The 16,677-nt window shown below is 57.7% G+C and carries 12 protein-coding genes; 8 read left to right on the plus strand and 4 right to left on the minus strand.

Annotation, left to right across the window (positions count from 1 at the left end; all coding sequences use genetic code 11):
- Positions 1 to 178: 178 nt before the first annotated feature.
- Complete coding sequence (locus JOH52_RS32655) at positions 179 to 682, minus strand: hypothetical protein (RefSeq protein ID WP_017265502.1); 504 nt, start codon at positions 680 to 682, stop codon at positions 179 to 181.
- A 52-nt stretch (positions 683 to 734) separates the two neighbouring features.
- A complete protein-coding gene (locus JOH52_RS32660; RefSeq protein WP_017274259.1) occupies positions 735 to 1,802 on the minus strand; it encodes a catalase family protein in 1,068 nt (355 codons plus the stop codon).
- Positions 1,803 to 2,933: 1,131 nt separating this feature from the next.
- Between JOH52_RS32660 and JOH52_RS32665 the strand changes: the two genes are divergently transcribed.
- The 5 genes from JOH52_RS32665 (at position 2,934) to JOH52_RS32685 (ending at position 10,181) form a co-directional block, all read left to right on the plus strand.
- Positions 2,934 to 3,365 (plus strand): hypothetical protein, encoded by a 432-nt coding sequence (locus tag JOH52_RS32665; protein ID WP_017265504.1) that lies wholly within the window; start codon positions 2,934 to 2,936, stop codon positions 3,363 to 3,365.
- Positions 3,366 to 3,426: 61 nt separating this feature from the next.
- Positions 3,427 to 3,642 carry a hypothetical protein gene (locus tag JOH52_RS32670; RefSeq protein ID WP_017265505.1) on the plus strand — a complete coding sequence of 72 codons (216 nt, stop codon included), beginning with the start codon at positions 3,427 to 3,429 and terminating at the stop codon, positions 3,640 to 3,642.
- Positions 3,643 to 4,097: 455 nt separating this feature from the next.
- Positions 4,098 to 5,054 (plus strand): hypothetical protein, encoded by a 957-nt coding sequence (locus JOH52_RS32675; RefSeq protein ID WP_017265506.1) that lies wholly within the window; start codon positions 4,098 to 4,100, stop codon positions 5,052 to 5,054.
- Positions 5,055 to 5,072: 18 nt separating this feature from the next.
- The gene (locus JOH52_RS32680; protein WP_017265507.1) at positions 5,073 to 5,405 is read left to right on the plus strand and encodes a hypothetical protein; all 333 of its coding nucleotides are present in this window, start codon (positions 5,073 to 5,075) and stop codon (positions 5,403 to 5,405) included.
- 720 nt (positions 5,406 to 6,125) lie between these two features.
- Positions 6,126 to 10,181 (plus strand): hypothetical protein, encoded by a 4,056-nt coding sequence (locus tag JOH52_RS32685; protein ID WP_192937080.1) that lies wholly within the window; start codon positions 6,126 to 6,128, stop codon positions 10,179 to 10,181.
- On the opposite strand, the gene istB is transcribed toward JOH52_RS32685, so the two are convergent.
- The gene (istB, locus tag JOH52_RS32690; RefSeq protein ID WP_012477343.1) at positions 10,085 to 10,822 is read right to left on the minus strand and encodes an IS21-like element helper ATPase IstB; all 738 of its coding nucleotides are present in this window, start codon (positions 10,820 to 10,822) and stop codon (positions 10,085 to 10,087) included. The genes JOH52_RS32685 and istB overlap by 97 nt on opposite strands.
- Positions 10,823 to 10,834: 12 nt before the next feature.
- Positions 10,835 to 12,364 carry an IS21 family transposase gene (gene istA / locus JOH52_RS32695; RefSeq protein WP_107010529.1) on the minus strand — a complete coding sequence of 510 codons (1,530 nt, stop codon included), beginning with the start codon at positions 12,362 to 12,364 and terminating at the stop codon, positions 10,835 to 10,837.
- Positions 12,365 to 12,446: 82 nt separating this feature from the next.
- Between istA and JOH52_RS35650 the strand changes: the two genes are divergently transcribed.
- The 3 genes from JOH52_RS35650 to JOH52_RS32710 all read left to right on the plus strand — a co-directional run bounded on the left by JOH52_RS35650 (position 12,447) and on the right by JOH52_RS32710 (position 16,514).
- Positions 12,447 to 14,681: a hypothetical protein gene (locus JOH52_RS35650; protein WP_234942948.1), complete on the plus strand. Its 2,235-nt coding sequence runs from the start codon at positions 12,447 to 12,449 to the stop codon at positions 14,679 to 14,681.
- A 109-nt stretch (positions 14,682 to 14,790) separates the two neighbouring features.
- Positions 14,791 to 15,036 carry a hypothetical protein gene (locus JOH52_RS32705; RefSeq protein WP_017266195.1) on the plus strand — a complete coding sequence of 82 codons (246 nt, stop codon included), beginning with the start codon at positions 14,791 to 14,793 and terminating at the stop codon, positions 15,034 to 15,036.
- A gap of 122 nt (positions 15,037 to 15,158) precedes the next feature.
- Positions 15,159 to 16,514, plus strand: a complete 1,356-nt coding sequence (locus JOH52_RS32710) for a hypothetical protein (protein ID WP_017266196.1) — start codon at positions 15,159 to 15,161, stop codon at positions 16,512 to 16,514.
- The last annotated feature ends 163 nt before the right edge of the window (positions 16,515 to 16,677 follow it).

Here is a 16,677-nt window from a genome sequence, read left to right on the forward strand (position 1 = left end):
CAGGCCGTAGCTGCGTAGGACGCGTACACTTGATGTCGACGTCAGCCGCGTTTGGTCGCTCCAGGCCGGCAGCCATCGTATGCCAGCGTGTGTCGCCTTCCGGAACTTGCTCACCAGTTCGAGGCCGGGAACATCATATACCCCTTTCCGGCGATGCTTGTCCTGGACGGGCTCTGGGTCAGTATAGCGAATGCCCAAAGTCCGTGCGAAGGATTGGTGCAGAAATGAATTCCACGTTGAATTCGTTTCCGTCCGGTAGAACCGGAAAATCGCTGCCTCCGGAAACAGGAGAGGCACGCTTGAGCCCAACCGTCAGGGGGCCCAAGGGAGGCGAGGGGAGAAGGAAATTCAAACTTAGGGCGGCGTCACGACGTTGTTCGGTGAGCGACGGATGCTGGCTTGATCGAAGCGAGATCTCGTTCGCCGAAATGACGTATGTGCGCGGGGCGCCGGGACCTGGCGATATCACTATTTCGCCGCGCACGCGCAGATTTGAAGAAAGACCGCGCGGTTCGACATAGACGCGCAGCACAGTGCCCTTACCTGCGATCAGCCTGACATCGTGAGCCACATTCTGGATCGCGCGCGTCGCTTCAAAGCCCAGAATCCGGAGCCCCGCTTGCACGGGGCCGGCGGATATCTTCCAGCGGCGGCGGGCTGTCGGAACGTCGATGAAAACCATTTCAGCAGCCCCTTTCTGTCATGGCAGGTGCAAGCGTTTGTCTTGTCGCGGCTCAGCGCGGGCTCCGGGGTTCGACGGTTGGCACACCGTTGGTGTTGCGACGCAAATACGCGGATGAACGATATGTGATCCGGCGAGAGTCAGCTATCGACCCCAATGGACGATTGGCTTCCGGCGTTCGCCACGGGTGTATTGAGATGTTGTCTCCGTAGATCGACTGTCCGATCCGGTTGATATCCTGTTGCTCGATGGTCAGTGTGCCGATCGCGTCGAACGGCGTTGGCCAGCGGCGAGTTGCTGCGTCGATCGGCGTCTCGCTCTCCATTGAAAAGCCCTGGACAGCAAACTCGAAAACCGCCTCGCCTGAAGAAAGGTGTTGCGCCAGATCAACCTTGAGAAAGTTCGGATCTGATCCTGCGGCTGGGGTCTGTTTCGGCGCGTCGAGTGGGCGCAGACGATACTTAACGATCGCTTCAGGTCCGCAAGCATAAGGCAGAACGCTCCAGTAGGTCGCGGTCAAGACACTTGCTTCCGGTTTTGCCATCTCGTCCAGAACGACTTTCGTTTCTGGGTGAGCAGCAAGGTAAGCCTCGATATCACCAAAGACTGCCGCTTCCGAAAAGGCGCAGAAGTCCTGACCGGTGTCGACGAAGAACCGATCATGGTTCTGCATCACCAGATCCGCCGTTCCGGCGTCCGGATCGTCGGCGTCCAGCGTGTCACCGTGCACCCCGAAAAGCTTGATGCCAATACCGAGCGTTGAATTTGCACTGTCCGGAGTGTTTGGGGCGGTATCGCTGGAGAACCGCACCCATGCGGCAAATTCACTATGGGCGAAGAGGCCGTGTCTGAACCTGTCAGGGATGGCTGAGCTCATCCGAAGGCTCGCTCTCGCGACCCCATGGACCTTTCGAAAAACCGGTCTCGGAGCAGGCCTTTCCCCAGCGTCGATGAAATGCTTCTGAACGACATCGACGAAGACACGACGTGTTTCCTCGCGAAACGAAAGTTCGCATCGTGGGTTTGACTGCGAGGTTTCGTTCTGCTGCGAAGCAGTTGATTGCTTGTTTGTGAGAAGCGCCTTCATGTCGGCGTGAAGTTCGGTAAGCGACCTAGCCATTTCCTCAGCCCCTTCCGAGAATTGGACAATCGAAAGGCATGCGCATGCGCTGCGGCACTCAATATACGTTGGTAGAATTACCTTAAGAACGCTAGTAACGGTGGTATAAAACTCGGCGACAGTCAAGTGGGCTCTAATATTAAGCTGGCTTGCGCCGCGAGCCAATCTGGCGCGCGGCGGGGACGACCGGAGGATTCGGAGCTTATCTTGCAAGCCCTTGAGAGCGTCTCTTGCGGACTGTACGGCACGCCCGAGGTGGTAGATCAGGCCGAAACCGAACAGATATTCATCGGCTTCGACAACAGAATGGCTCGATCTGCCGCAAAGCTACAGCCTCCATCCCAACGACATGATGACGATGATGCAAGGGTCAGAATGAGCTGAACGTGACCGCTCCCGCCGTTACGCCGGTTGTTGTTCACCCTATGCTAGAGTGTCAGCTACTCCAAAGGTTTAGTCCAAAGGAGGAAACTACTTTGAATTGCGCTTGACTGATGTTATGCTAAATTAGTGATGAAAAACCCAAGGCTTGCAACGTACAGGTTTTTTGCTGCCGTAAATGCCTGACTCTCACCAGAATGGGTCGGGATTGCCCAGCGTAGTATGTGCTGAGATTGTTGGGGGTCATGCAGGTAGAAAAATGCAAGGACAAGATGGACGCTCCAGCTGTTTGGCGTCCGCCCCTCTTATGCGGTTGGTCGGTCGGAGGCTAAATTGCAATCGCGCTGCGCCCAAGCAAGACGGCTACAAACACACGCTCACGAAGTTTGCTCATTTCAGCAAAGGGCGTCCCGGTAAGGAAAATGAAGGTGACTTAGTTTCAATTCGGGAGGCTTTTGGAAATGACCGATGGCATGCCTTTACCCTGGCCCTTTCCCTGGTCTGTCGCGCCAGCTTCGACGACCTTGTCGAAGGTGCGAGACGTGACGGGTTTTACGCAAGCAATGCAGGTCGATCCAGTCGGCATGGCCGGCCAGGGGTTCGTCGAGCAGATCCACGCCGAGGCAAACAAATGCAGCCAGAAATTCGGTAAGGATCTCCCTCCCTCCCTTAGCAGGATCCGAACTCTACCTCATCGAAGCGGTGTCGACCGGGCCGGCAGGGGGAGGTGGTGCATCAGCTGCACCCTATGTGGTAATCTATCCGCCTGAGTTCCTCTTCCTTCTGGACGTCGGATTGGAGCAACTGGTCGGTGGAAGTGTGCTGTGGAAACCTGCCGGTTACGGCGATCCCGGATTCCCCGAAAAGAATGAAGTCACACTCAGGAGTGTGACTTCGCGTTCCTCCTCGCACCTGATCTTCCCCCGCATTGCCGGCAGCCTGATGATCGGCATCAAGGAAGACGCGGACCGCGCGGCGGCGAAGCAAGCCCTTGCAGATTTCGGGCTGCAAGACATCGACATGGCCGGCACTTTCGCCACTGCGACATGCGCGCCCTTCGTGGAGCCCTCAGTATGTCGGGAGCTCGAACGCGATCTCGACTTCATCAAATACGCCGAGATGAATGGCGTCGTCCGCCTGATCGATTTCAGCCCGGGATGGATGGTGAAACGGCTGATCTAATCGTCGGTCGCCTGATTTAGTGAATCGGGAATATCAGGCAAAAACAGATGAGGCGAAACGAATGAGTACTGCCCTGGAGACTTTCGAAGGCGTCGGTGGAACGATCGAAGAGGCGCTGGCGGCAGCGCATCGTCAGATACTTCCCCGAGAGGGCAGGGATTTTACGACCTCGCGAGTAGTCGACTGGGGGATGCAGTTCGGTGGCTTTGTTGGCGAGACACTTTTCTACGTACGCGTAGTTGAGGACAGAGACGCATCTTTCAAGACGAGGACCTGACTGGCGGTCTTCATCACGGCTCTTGCGAAAGTGTACGTATGCTTCTTTGCCCATTGCTTTGACCTTGGTGGTGAGATCCAAGATGTCGGTGGTCAGTCGGAGAAGCTTGATTGGGGTATGGGGGGTAGAAAAATGCCGGAGTTGTGATCGCACATCCTTTTTGCGCAGGAAGCAAGCGCACAGCGAAACGATCTGTTCCCTGGACTGCACACCAACGCACTGAATTTCGTAGCGGTCGGGCCTGACGTGACGTTGTTCATGTTTGATCCGGCCACAAACAAGCCGGAACTGCGTTTAGGCATCGAGACAGCGCTGAATGTTCTGGAGATTGTTCAAGACGTCAAAGACAAGCGGTGCATTTCGCAGCTCTCTGCACGAACAAAACTGCCGCCGCTCAAATATAGTAGATAAACTAGGCGTGCGATGAAGCTAAATGTTTTGAGCGAGCGGGGGGCATGAAAACCTATTTTGTCGCTACAGGGCTGTTGTTGAGCGGTTGTACGGTTCACCCGTTGCCGGAGGGGGTATCCCATCTCAATACGAGACAGATTGTTAATCAAATAAGGTGCGAGGCCCGAGAATCCATCATTACCGCCATTGGACTTTACCTAACGACGTTTAGCGACAAAGTGACGTACCAAGCCGGAAAAAATTTGCTAGACAAGGACATTCAAATATCAGAGCTCAAATTCGATACTCTTGACCACGATGCGCAGTTTAACATTAAAAAGTATATCCCCGCCGCAATTGCGTATGATTTCACGTTTGACATGTCGGAGGGCGGCGAATTTTCAGCGGATGCCGGGCTTCTAAACACCTTCACAAGGGGAGTTGTGAATGTTAACTTTGGAGCTGGAAGTCAAAGACAACGGCAGACTATTAGAAACTTTAGTGTCAGCGATACGTTTGGAGATCTTCTAGGATACGAGGTTGCGAGCCTCTGTGGGCGAGATAACTCGACACAAAGGGCCGCAAACTACAACTACCCAATTACCGGGAAGATAGGCCTCGATGAAGTGGTGAGGACGTTCGTCGACCTCAATGAGTACCACCATCTTAAAACCAAGGAAAAGGATGCGGTCCCTGTGATGAGCGACACATTCCATTTCCAGACGACGATTGGCGGCTCGGTGGCGCCGAAGGTAACGCTCAGCCCAGTTGGCAGTGGACCCCATTTGTCCGAAGCGGGCCTAAGGCTGGCCGGCTCGAGAACCGACATACACACGGTCATCGTCGCTCTCTCCTTGGCGCCGAGCACAACAGAACAGATATTGCGACGTAAAGTTGATTTCCTCGGCGCCCCATCTTCGAGGGAATTTGGGAGGACACCGGCTGAGGTAAATGCGTTGGACGCCATCGACACCCAGGTTCAACGCCAGATCATCACAAATCTTTCGGGACGCGTCCAATAGAACAGGGGAAATACGATCATGATTAACGAATATGAGGGGACAGCGCCGGTTGCTGTTACCCTGGACACCGTGATCAACGCAGTAAAAGCTCTGGTTGAGATTGGAAAGGATCGTGAGTTCGCCGAGCTTTGCGAAAGGCAGGGCATGAAGGTGGTTGCGCAGCCAGAACTAGTCAACGCACTAAAGCGGTTTCTCTTTGACAACAAGGCCCATGAGACGAACGACGCCGCGATGGTGCTCGTGCGGTCCCCCCGTGGGTCCGGCAGCTGTTTTCCGCTTGCGATGACTGCGGAGGAAAGTGATAGTCTGGTGAATCTGATGAAGACTGCTCAGCCGCCTCTGGCGCGGTAGGCCAGTGGAGCCACTTTTTATTGCGCTGGTGACTTCGTCCGCTTCGACCTAGCTCCGCTCACTGCCGGCGCGGCAGCTGCTCGGGTAACGGCTTGCGGGAATGACGCCTGCGCTCGAAGCCCGAACTGTCGAGGAGCGTGCCGCCGCCTCGACGGCGTCAGCCTCCAGTTGCTCGCGCTGCAATTCGATCTGTTCGAAAACCCTTTCCCTTTCCATCAAACTCACGCTGAACCCCCTCAGTTAAAGTCGCTTGCCGTCTGTATCACTGCAGGTCATGCCCCCCTTCGGGCTGCGACACAATGTTGACACACAACTATCCGGGCACGGTAGATTCTTCGATCGTCGTGTTTTCGCAACCGTAAGCGAGAAGACCTGTAGCTGATCTCATCGTCCTGGCGCTCGCGGCGCATCGAAAACGCTGATTTGCGCCAAAGGTCTTGGTTGCATTTCATTGGGGATATCACTCATTCTGATTGCAGCCGCGGAGCCAAGCATACAATAATCCCTCGACTCAACGAGGCAGAAATGGGCGGCAAAAAGAAAAGCAAAACCAAGGTATCGCCGGAGCCGCGCAGATATGAAACTCCGCCCGCGGACGCAATCACGCTCCCTTCCTTGAAACGACATTCCGTGCTGCCCCTCGTCGATGTGGGAAGCCGACAGTTCGAGGAGATCTGCCGCGACCTAATGCGGCAAAGCTATCCGGATTTGCGCCCCGTAATGAAGAGACGAAGCGGGCAGCCGCAGTTCGGTGTCGACGTCGAAGGATTCAACGACCTGCAGGAGCCAGCGGTCGTTGTCTCGGCAAAATGCTACAAGGACATACAGCCCTGGGAGTTTCGGGCCTGGATCGAAGACTTCACCACGCACCTTGAGGGTCACTGGAAGGGAAAGGGCGTAAAAGAGTTCATCATCGCTGTATCGATCGAGCGAAACAACGACGATATGAACGATGCGGCGAGGGAACTCGCTCGCGTACTTGCCAGCAACAACATCAAGTTCAAGATCTGGGACTCGGTCGAAATATCGGAAATGCTCGGAAAAGATCCGCGCTTGATCGACCGATATTTCAACGAAGCCTGGGTCAAGGCTCTTTCCGCTGATTTCGATGTAGGCACTTCGACTGCCGCAACCGGAGCCTTGGTCTCGGCGCGAGGTCCGACTGCGTCGCAGGGGGCGATCCTATCTCAGATCGAAAGCCTCTACGTCGGCCCCCTCAACCAGATGCTCTCCGCCACCTTGGAAGACGCGGTCTCGGATCTTCGCCGCGGCAAACCGTCGAAGATAAAGCGGTGGTTGCAAGACGCCCGATCCGACTTCATCACATGGCAAGGCGCAGAGCCTGACCTCAAGGCGAAGGGGCTTCGCGCATCGGCAATGGTGATCCTGGGCGAGGGGGATCTCGATGGGGCCGAGCAGCTTCTCGATGAGGCGGACGCTTTTGTGCCACCGCCGGACCGAACGGCCCGAGCATACCTGATCAGAGCGCGAAGCGGCGGCGCGGCGGCCAGAAAATACTTGCAGGATCCGGACGGGCGCCGCGAGCGCGAATTGATGGCTGCGCTCCTGATCGAGGCTCGCCAGCCGAACAAGGCGCTCGAGCCACTTGCGCCGCTCATCGGTGACGAGGCCTCCGCGGAGGTGCTGCGGCTGCGCGCCATTGCCACCCTGTTAACGGGTGGGCGCCGATCAGAGGCTATTAATCTGGTAGTTTCGGCCACTACGAAGGAACCTGATTCGGCAATGGCGTTGTTTGCCCGTGGCGCGGTCCGGTTTGCCTGCGCGCTGGTCGACGGGGTCGATCTGCAATTCGGCGGGGTGCCGAACCCGATCGGGAGGTCGTTGGTTCGCTCGACGCCGGAAGCCCGTACGCACCTGTCACATGCGGCTGCCGATTTCGACCGTCTCCTCGATACAGTGGAAGGCGACTTCAGGCGAGAAGTCGAAGTCTGGAAGCTGGCGGCATTGCTTCTCAATCCTGACACCAGAGCAGCGGGAAGATCGTTTGCCCGATCGTTGTTTGCTCGTGACGACTACGACCCGTCCGCAGTAGCGTGGGCACTGTTGAGCGGGCTGCCGCTGCGTCAAGGTCGGATCAAGAAAACACTTGGAGATGCCTTGCGCGAGGGGAAGGGAACTCCGGGCCATGTCGCCATCCTTGCGCTCATGGCAGCCGGCCCCAGCCACCCGGAGCGCGGGATGGCCGTGATCGAAAAGTTCGCCAGCATGTTCCCTGATGCCGGTGACTTCTTTGACCATTGGCGCGGTCAGTTCGCAACCAAGGATGGCGAAGACGCCGAAAGCTTCTCGGCGGTCATGCGACACACACTGGCTACCAAGGACGTCGGCCAGTTGTTCACATTCCTGACTACAGGCGACGTTCCCATCGAGAACCTGCTCGCGGGTTCGGAGATGCTGGCATCGATGGACGCGTTCAGAGAGCTTGACGCTCTCCGGGGCAAACTCGCCCACCTTGGTTCCGGCCGCGCAGTCGAGCTTGCGGCGGTCGCCGCGCTGAACAACGGAAATCCGCGTGCTGCGATTTCAATCCTCAATTCCGCGCGCGCGGACGGCATCGACATGTCCAGGCGACTGTCATACGTCCGCTTGAAATCGTGGGAGGCACTGGGCAGTCATCGGGAGCTAATAGACGACATTCAATCGCTGCTCAGAGAGCATGAAGATCCGCTTCTGCGGGACGAGCTCCTCAACGCCTACCTCCGGATCGGCTCTCTCGACGGAATTAGAGAGCAGGCGGAGTTCGTTCTGAAGCATGGCGAAATCGACCAGCGGAAGGCCGTTCAAGTCGCCCTTGCGCTTCGTTCGTATGCTCCGGAGATCGCAAGGCAGGCGCTCGAAGGAATTGGTACGGAGGGCCTCCCGGAGGATCTTTCCGGCGCCGTCCTCGAACTGTCTAGCAGGCTCGGTCTTGCCACGCTTCAGGACGAAATAATCCGGAAAATGGTCGCCAATTCGGCAAGCAAGGAGACCGTTCAACGATTCGACAGCGTCGAGGACGTCCTCAAGGTCCTGGAAGAGCACGCCAAGGAATACCGCTCACGTCTTGATCAATGGATGCACGGTCGGCTGCCTGCGGCCGCGGCAATGCGTGGCGATCCGAAAGACTACATTTCGCTATTCCTCGCTCAACCTGCGACGCGGCATAACCGGTTAGGAGACGCCTTGCCGATGATGCTACTATCCGGAAAGCCGCATGACGCAGGCGCGCTGCCAGACGGAGAGCGTCCGGCGTTGCGCCTGGATCTCAGTGCTCTCCTGATTGCGGCTCGCTGCGAGTTGCTGGATGACCTCGAGCACTGTTTTCAGATTCATATTCCGGAGTCGCTTCCGGAAGTCCTCGTCCTAGTCACCGCAGAATTTCATCAGGTCCTGCCCCTGGTGGCCGGGGCTGTAAGGACCCTTGCGAGCGGCGACAGCGCGGTCGAAATCTGCCAGAGCCCTCCCGATGGGGTCATGGAGTTGTTCGCGTTCCAGTCGGGCACGGACGAGGAGCAGAAAGCTGCCGCAGCCCATGCGCTCCACGAGGCCTATCTCGCCGGGCATATTCTGAAGTCGCGGATGGATGAACTTCTTTCGATACTGAGTATGTCGTTGCCGTCCAAGCCGTCACAGGTCGACCGACTGCTTCTCGGCCGCGGCGCGGTCGTGGAGCTCGCGCAGCTTGAAGTACTCGAGCAACTCGCTCGCGGCTTCCCGCTGATAGTCTCGCAGAAAGACATCGACTGGCTTTCCGGGCAGTTGGTCGAGGCGGAAGACGAGCAGCGCATGCGGACGATGCTGCTCGAGCTTACGAAGACAGTATCGGAGAAACTTGCAGCATCGACCTGGAAGACCGTGCTGCCCAAGCGGTCCGCCGAAAACATCGAACGGTCCAGAAATATGCCACCCCATCTGCGATGCCTGGTGGAGACGCTGCCCGAAGAAGAGGAGCTCGGGAAAACGCTCTTCTGGATCGAAGACAGGACGCTCTCCCAGCAGCCCATTGGCGGCTCCCTTACGATGCGGGAGATCTTGTCCCATCTATCTCGAAAGAACAGGCTGTCCCGCGCCCGCATCTCGAAGCTCCATGGGGAGCTCCGGCAGTGGGGTTACCTCTTCATGCCGATCGACATCGAGGATCTTGCGACGATAATCGAGGCCTCGCCGGTGGTCGATGGAGAGCTTGTCGAGAATGCTCGTGTCTCGGAAATACGCCGGTGGTTTGCGCGAGACGTTCAGCATCTCATATATCTCGAGCAGAAAAGCGACGTCGACAAGCAGGGCAGGGTCGTCGGTGAGGTTCGAAGAACGCTGGACCTATCGGGCCTGTCGCGCGATCTTCTGGCGAGGATCTGGCGCTCGCAGGTCGGCACAGACTCGGATCGCGCGGCGCGGTCCAACTGGATATGGCAGAACCTCCGAGTGACGCATCTGCCTCCTCCTGTCGGGACCGGTGCCACTGAAGGGCTTCGTTCCATTGCTGCTCTGGCAGGCGTCCAGGCCTTCACCTTGCCTATCCAAGCGGAGCTGTACAGCGCAAGGCTCTCTTCCCGTGCCGATTCCGATGAAGCCGCCCCTTTGTTCCGAGATGATTGCGCCCCCGGTTTCCGGGATGATCTCGCCCCCTGTTTAGTGGGGTCTGCAGGCGATGATTGTTGTCAGTTCATTCAGGCGAGGTGTCAAGCTTTGCGCGGTAGATTTCGGCGCAGACTATCGCCGCTCAATTCGATGCGGTGGGCATTGTGGACCAACCTGTCGAGTATGGCATCGGCGTAGGTTGGGTCGCCAATGACGCCGTGCCATGCGGACACGGGAAGTTGGCTGGTAATGATCGTTGATTTGCGTCCATAGCGATCTTCGAGGATTTCCAGCAGGTCGTGGCGGGCCTGTTCGTTGAGCGGCTCGAGCCCCCAATCATCCAGTATCAGGAGCTGAACATGGCCCAAGGTTCGTTGCAGGCGGGCGTAGCGGCCATCACCACGCGCGAGCGCAAGCTGGGCAAACAGCCTTGGGACACGCTGATAGAGAACTGAGCGATCGTCTCGGCAAGCCTTGTGGCCGAGAGCGCAAGCCAACCAACTCTTTCCGACACCCGAGGGTCCGCAAATGGCCAGATTGTCATGGGCGTTGATCCAGTCGCCACCGAGCAGCTTCATGAAGAGAGCACGGTCGAGGCCGCGGTCGGCGCGATAGTCGACATCTTCTGGGGTGGCCTGGTGGCGAAGCTTGGCAAACCTGAGGCGTGCCGCAAGCTTCCGATCGTAACGGGAGCTCCACTCCCGTTCGAGCAGCAGTCCGAGCCATTCGGCGTGCGAGAGATGTTCGGCTTCGCCGTTGGCAACAAGTTCGCCAAAGGCCTTTGCCATGCCGGCCAGGCCCATGGCATTCAATTTATCCAGTGTTGGATGGGCAAGCATCTTTCGTTCTCCTTAGTGGTAATAGCGAGGTCCGCGGATGTTGGCGTGATGGATCGGTTCATGCGGCGCCGCTCCATTTGAGGCAGCCGTCCGGTCAAGGTGATTGTCGAGGATGGATCGCACCGAGCCATAGGTTCGTGCGCCAATCTCCAACGCACGGCCGCAAGCGGCATTGACCCTGTCGCGGCCGAAGCTCTTGTTGAGGCGGATGATGCCGAGGCAAGCTCGAAAGCCCTGCTCGGGATGAGGCCTGTCGGCAAGAATGCGCTCGCACAACAGCGCAACATCCGGCCCCATCGCAGAGGCTTCGCGTTGAATCCGTTCAATCGTCCAGTCGGCAAAGCGGCGATGCGCAGAGGGCATATGATCGGGGATCGTCGTGTGCTTGCCGTTGCCGCTGGAGCGCCGGTGAGCGGCAATTCGCTCGCCCTTGTGGAAGATCTCGATCGTATTGGCGGTGATACGAGCCTCGACCTGCTCGCGGGCAAAGCGATAGGGAACGGAATAATAGTGCCGCTCGATCTCGACGTGATAATCCAGCCCGGCGCGCCGGATACGCCATTCGGCAAAGACATAACGTTCGACAGGCAGCGGTCGCAAAGCCGGACGATCAAGCTCCTCGAACAATTGGCGGCGCGTGGCGCCGACACGGCGCAGAACGCGCTTATCATTGAGATCATGGAGCAATTGGCCAATCGCCGCATTGACCTCGGCCAAACTATAGAAGATGCGATGGCGCAGCCGGCCCAACAGCCAACGTTCGACGATACGAACCGCAGCTTCCACTTTCGCCTTGTCCCGCGGGCGTCGCGGCCGCGTCGGCAAGACGGCGCTGCCATAATGGGCCGCCATCCCGCAATACGTCCGGTTGACCTGGGGATCGAAGTGGCAGGCCTTGATGATCGCTACCTTGGCATTGTCGGGAACCAGCAAGGCTGGCGCACCGCCAAAGAACTCCAGCGCCAGGATATGGCATTCAATCCAGTCGGGAAGCGTCTCGCTCCAACGTGCCTGCGCATATGAAAGGCTGGATGCTCCCAGAACCGCCACGAACAGGTGCGCCTGCCGTGTCTTGCCGGACAGCCGATCAACGACAACCGTGACCGTGTCGCCGGCGTAGTCGACGAACAGCTTGTCGCCGGCCGCGTGATCCTGCCGCATCGTCACAGGCAACTTCATCGCCCAGCCGCGGTAGAGGTCACAGAAGCGACTGTAACGATAGCCCTCCGGATAACGGCTGATGTATTCGTCCCAAAGGATCTGCAGCGTCATATGCTTGCGCTTCAGCTCGCGGTGGACCTGCGTCCAGTCCGGCTCAGGGCTCCGACGATGACCCGTCTTCGTCCCGCCTGCCTTGTAAAGCGCCGCTTCCAGGACTGCATCGCTGATGTCGTCACCCAACGGCCACGATAGCTCCGCAATGGCCGCACGCCGAAGCGTCTCGCGCACCGTCGATGGCGCAGCTCCAACCCGAACCGCGATCGACTTGTGGCCAAGTCCTTGTTCGAAGCGATATCTCAATATCTCGCGGACACGCCGCATCTCCAGTCTCTCCGCAGGCATCCCGTTCCTTCCTCGTCACGTCGAAGGAAGAAACTTCACACCAGCAGAACACCCACGCCAGATGCTTTCCGATGGGGGCGGCATCATCTCGGAATCAGGGGGCGACTATTTCTCGGAATTGGGGGGCGAGATCATTTCGGAATCAGGGGGCGGATTGCCTCGGAATTTGCACTCTTCCCGCGCCAGCAAGGCCTACATGGAATGGGCGCTCTCGTCGGCAATCGGTCCGATGGTCGATGCGGACGCCGAGATCCTAGAGACGATCTCGGACATGACCGCAGCAATGCTGGCCCGTATCGTCGAACGGGATGAAGCCACGAAATCCGACTCCGACGGCGAGGAAATCGCCAAAGCATTTCGCCTGATTGTGCGGAGGTTCCTCGCTCTTCTGCCTGACGAGTGGGAGGAACGGGTCACGAGCCGACGTGACCTCAAGCGGACGCTCGGGATCGAACGCGTGATGCTCATTACCATCGATGGCAAGCTCCAGGTTTCGGTTCGAGTTCTGCAGGAGGCTATCGAGGGATGCCTGCAGAAGGGGACGAATCGCGCGGACATCAAGCTGTATGACGGGAAAACTAATGCCCGCCTGGAACTCGGCTCCGACGATGCTGATCTGCCGACTGCACTGCTCAAGATCGGAAAGCGGAAGCTGCCGCTCCATAGGAGCACTCTGGCACTCGTGCATCCAGTGCAAAACGTTCGCGAGCAGCTTCTGGCTGATCTGGAGGGTAAGGGCAGCGTGGGACGTCCATTCACCGCAGAGTATCTTGTCGCGTTAGGGAGCGAGGAGGATGTCGAAAAACGGGTGGCCGATTTCCACCATCGCTTGAGCTCTGACTTTGCGAGGCGCAAGGAACTCATGGCGGAAAGCCTGTCTAGGTCAGGAACTAGCCAGGTCTCGGATTTGGACCTCCCGCCTGTCGGCGAGATGCTGAACTATCTCGGTCTGCCCGCAGAGTTTCGAGGATCGCCACATGAGTTGGCCGAGGCCTCGTTGAAGGCGCTGCGCGGCTCCCTGGGCATCGAACGGGCCATGTGCCGGGTATCAAGTCTTCCTGTCGAAATACCCAGGAACGAGATGGTCGAATTTGCGAAAGCAATTTCCGGCAAGGCCGACGACTGGCCCAGGGAAGAGTCAGTGCTATCCGCGCTCTTCTGGCTAATGTGCCAGACGGCGACCGGGCAGCCTGTCACGGACGACGAAGCGTGGTTGAAGCGCAGCATTACGAAGGAACGCGCAAAGCTGCTGACCACCTTCATTCGGCACAGCGCTCGACAAGCGCTAGAAAGTGACGAATGGAGGGCCCTGTCTCCCGATTTCGCTTTTTGCCTAATCTGGGTGCACGCCGACCAGCTTGCTCGAGCCTTCGCCTCGTCAAACATCGATCTTCCTCAATTTACAGCGTGGCTCGCGAGAAAATCCCGGTCCACGTTTTTCGATTTCGAGCGTGAGGCGATCTGGGACGACTGGGTAGTCAACATATCCTTGCAGCTTCCAGCTACCCTTCTTATCGCAAAGCTCGTCGGGCGTCTGTTGTCCGGCGGGGTTTCAATCCCTGAGCATTTGAAGGATCTACTGGGGCAGCAGGTGGGCGAACGATGGACTCCTTTCCCGGAGGCGATCGTTCCAACACCTGAGGGTGCGCCGGAGAACTTCTGGGCGGCTAAGGATCCCATGCCGCCCATGATCAAAGATGGCTGGCTTGGAGAAGATCATCCCTTTCAAGAGCGCGACCAGGAAAAGCTTCTGTCGCGCATTTTTGAAGAGGCTGAGGACGGCGACCCGGCTTTCTTCGCGTCGATGGTCAGTCTCCTGATCGACATCGACAAGGTGCAAGCCGAGCGTTTGGACTTAATTCTTGAGAGGCTTGATTTGGCACTCTCGGCGCCTGGGGCGAAATCGGAACCTAGCTACGGTTTGGTAACCGATCTCGTTGCGCAGGTGTTGGGTCGGAAAGGGGACCCGGAAGCGTTTGGAAGGTGGCTTCGAAAGGCAACCGAGGAGGGCGCGCAATTGAAGCCTCACGGCAGGCTGACCTTATCCGACGAACATGAAGGCGGTCGCGTTTTGGTCGCATTGCTCAACGCCATCTATATCTTCGCGAAATGCGGGCAGCATGAACTACCAGAACGGATACGGACGATCACAACGCATTTTAGAAGTGTCGTGGAGATTTGGCCGGCGTCGCTGCTACCGGTAATCGGTTGTCTCAACAGAATGGCGCAGGAACTCGGCGTGGACATTTCCAAACATGACATCCTGCCTGCGCTTCTCGATTTAAGAAGCCTCTGAAGTCGCGGTATCGGTGACGATACCTGTAGGCTGATCGACCGCCAAAACTATCGAGGGAATCGACAAACTGATGTGAACCATCGACCCTATGTGCCACGGAGGATTGCGCATGAAGGTAAGGTCGATACAAACCAATGAGCCGGGGATCGGCATCAAGGAACACCCTAACGCTACAACGCCAGATCATCGCGGCCGTTGCAGGGATCTCGGCGAGGCCCACGCTTACACTGCTCGCATGATAATGGACCAGATGGGCGGCAATCGCAGCCTTGATCTGGGATATGCCCTGGAGTGGCGCTACGGGTTCATATCCTCCTTCGCAAGCGGCGGCGAAATGTTCCTTGAAACGGGTTAGTTCGCCTGACTGAAGCGATTTTGATTCCCTCACCGCACTAATGGTAAGTTGATCGAAACGGGGCGCTGTCGGAGGCCCCATTAGTTCACACATGCTTTCAACGACGAAAGCTCGGAAATCGCTTGATAAGAATCTTATATACGTCAACGAAATACGAGATTGGCTTCATGATATTTGCGCGAAGGGCTCTGCAGCGACGATTGAGAGAGCTGAGAGCTAAGATAGGCGACAGTGCGGTCGACGGCATCGTTGCTCGCCTCAATCTACCCGGCCGGGACCGCGTCGCAGCAATGTGGGAAGTCGTTGTCCTGCATGGACTGGCGGAATGCGGCAACCTTGTTAGTGAGCAACCACTGCCTTCAGGTAGGCGCCCGGATGCTTGGTTCGACAACGGGCGCCTTAGGTTCACTGCCGATGTGACGACCGCCTCTGACGAAGGGTTGGACAAACAGAACCCCTACTCGAAGCTCAGCGACCTCATCGAGCGAGCGAAAGGGAAACTGGGTTTGCCGATTGGTGGCGTTGACGTGCAGGTCCATTCCAGAACTCACGAAAGCTCGCGAGGGAAGCGCACCTTTCTCAAGCTCCCGCCCGTCGGGAGACTCGAGTCTTTTGTCCAAGACAATCTCATGCCTCGATTTCGAGAGCAACTCGACGCCGGGGAAGCGGTACTGCGGGCGTCCATCGACGACGATCAGCTTGGTATCGAAGTCGCCATTGATCCATCGAAGTCACCGTACAGTTCCGTCGGCTTCACCGCATATAACCTTCCAACAATCAAGGATCGAAATCCGCTCTATAGCGCGCTTAAGGAAAAAGCAGAGCAGCTGCATGGCGCAGACGGTATCACCGGCGTGATACTTGGAGATGGCGACTGCGCCGCACTGGCCGAACGAGAGGCCTCGCAGCACTACGTGTCAGCTGACGCGATCGCCAGAGAGTTGCTGCGTCAATATTCCTCGGTTAACTTCGTTCTCCTGCTTACCATCCGTGAGAAGCGGTGGCACTATTTCCCGCCGAATGATCCCAGACGCCGTGTCCACCCAATTTTGGTATGTAGGGAAGGGGATCCTCTGCGAACGGAACTGGAAGCGATATTCGGCGCGATGCTCGAACAATTCCCACCGCCGGTGATGATGCCAAAGAACGGGTCGCTGCGGGCGCGGGAAAAGGGCTTCGATTCCGGACATCATGGAGCATATCAGTTGGAAGGCTGCAAAATACGAATGAGCTCGCGGGAACTGATGGAGGTTCTCGCCGGGCTGCGAACGCTTGACGACAATGGGGCGCGTAATGTGGAAGCCAGCCGTCGTCTTCCATCGGCACCAAACCCGACGAAGCAGGCTTTTCTCCGCAAACTCCTAGACGGGCGGCTTCCGGTTCGCATCAGTGTTGATGAAACAGGCGAGAACGACAACGATGATTGGATCGAGTTTGAGTTCGGCGAGGCCGATGCGGCGATAGCGCCCTTCGAGTGATATTTCGGCTAGGGTGCTCGGCGCGTGACCTTGCCCCAAGGTGCAGGCCATCGCCGCAGCCGTTCTGGCGTGCTGCGACAACCGCGTCCAGCTTTAAGGCGCGAATTCCCACCTCGTATGCCCATCGCGAGTGTCTCGGCAAATGGGCGGTACCATCTCTACA

The organism is Sinorhizobium meliloti, assembly GCF_017876815.1.
Lineage (GTDB): Bacteria > Pseudomonadota > Alphaproteobacteria > Rhizobiales > Rhizobiaceae > Sinorhizobium > Sinorhizobium meliloti.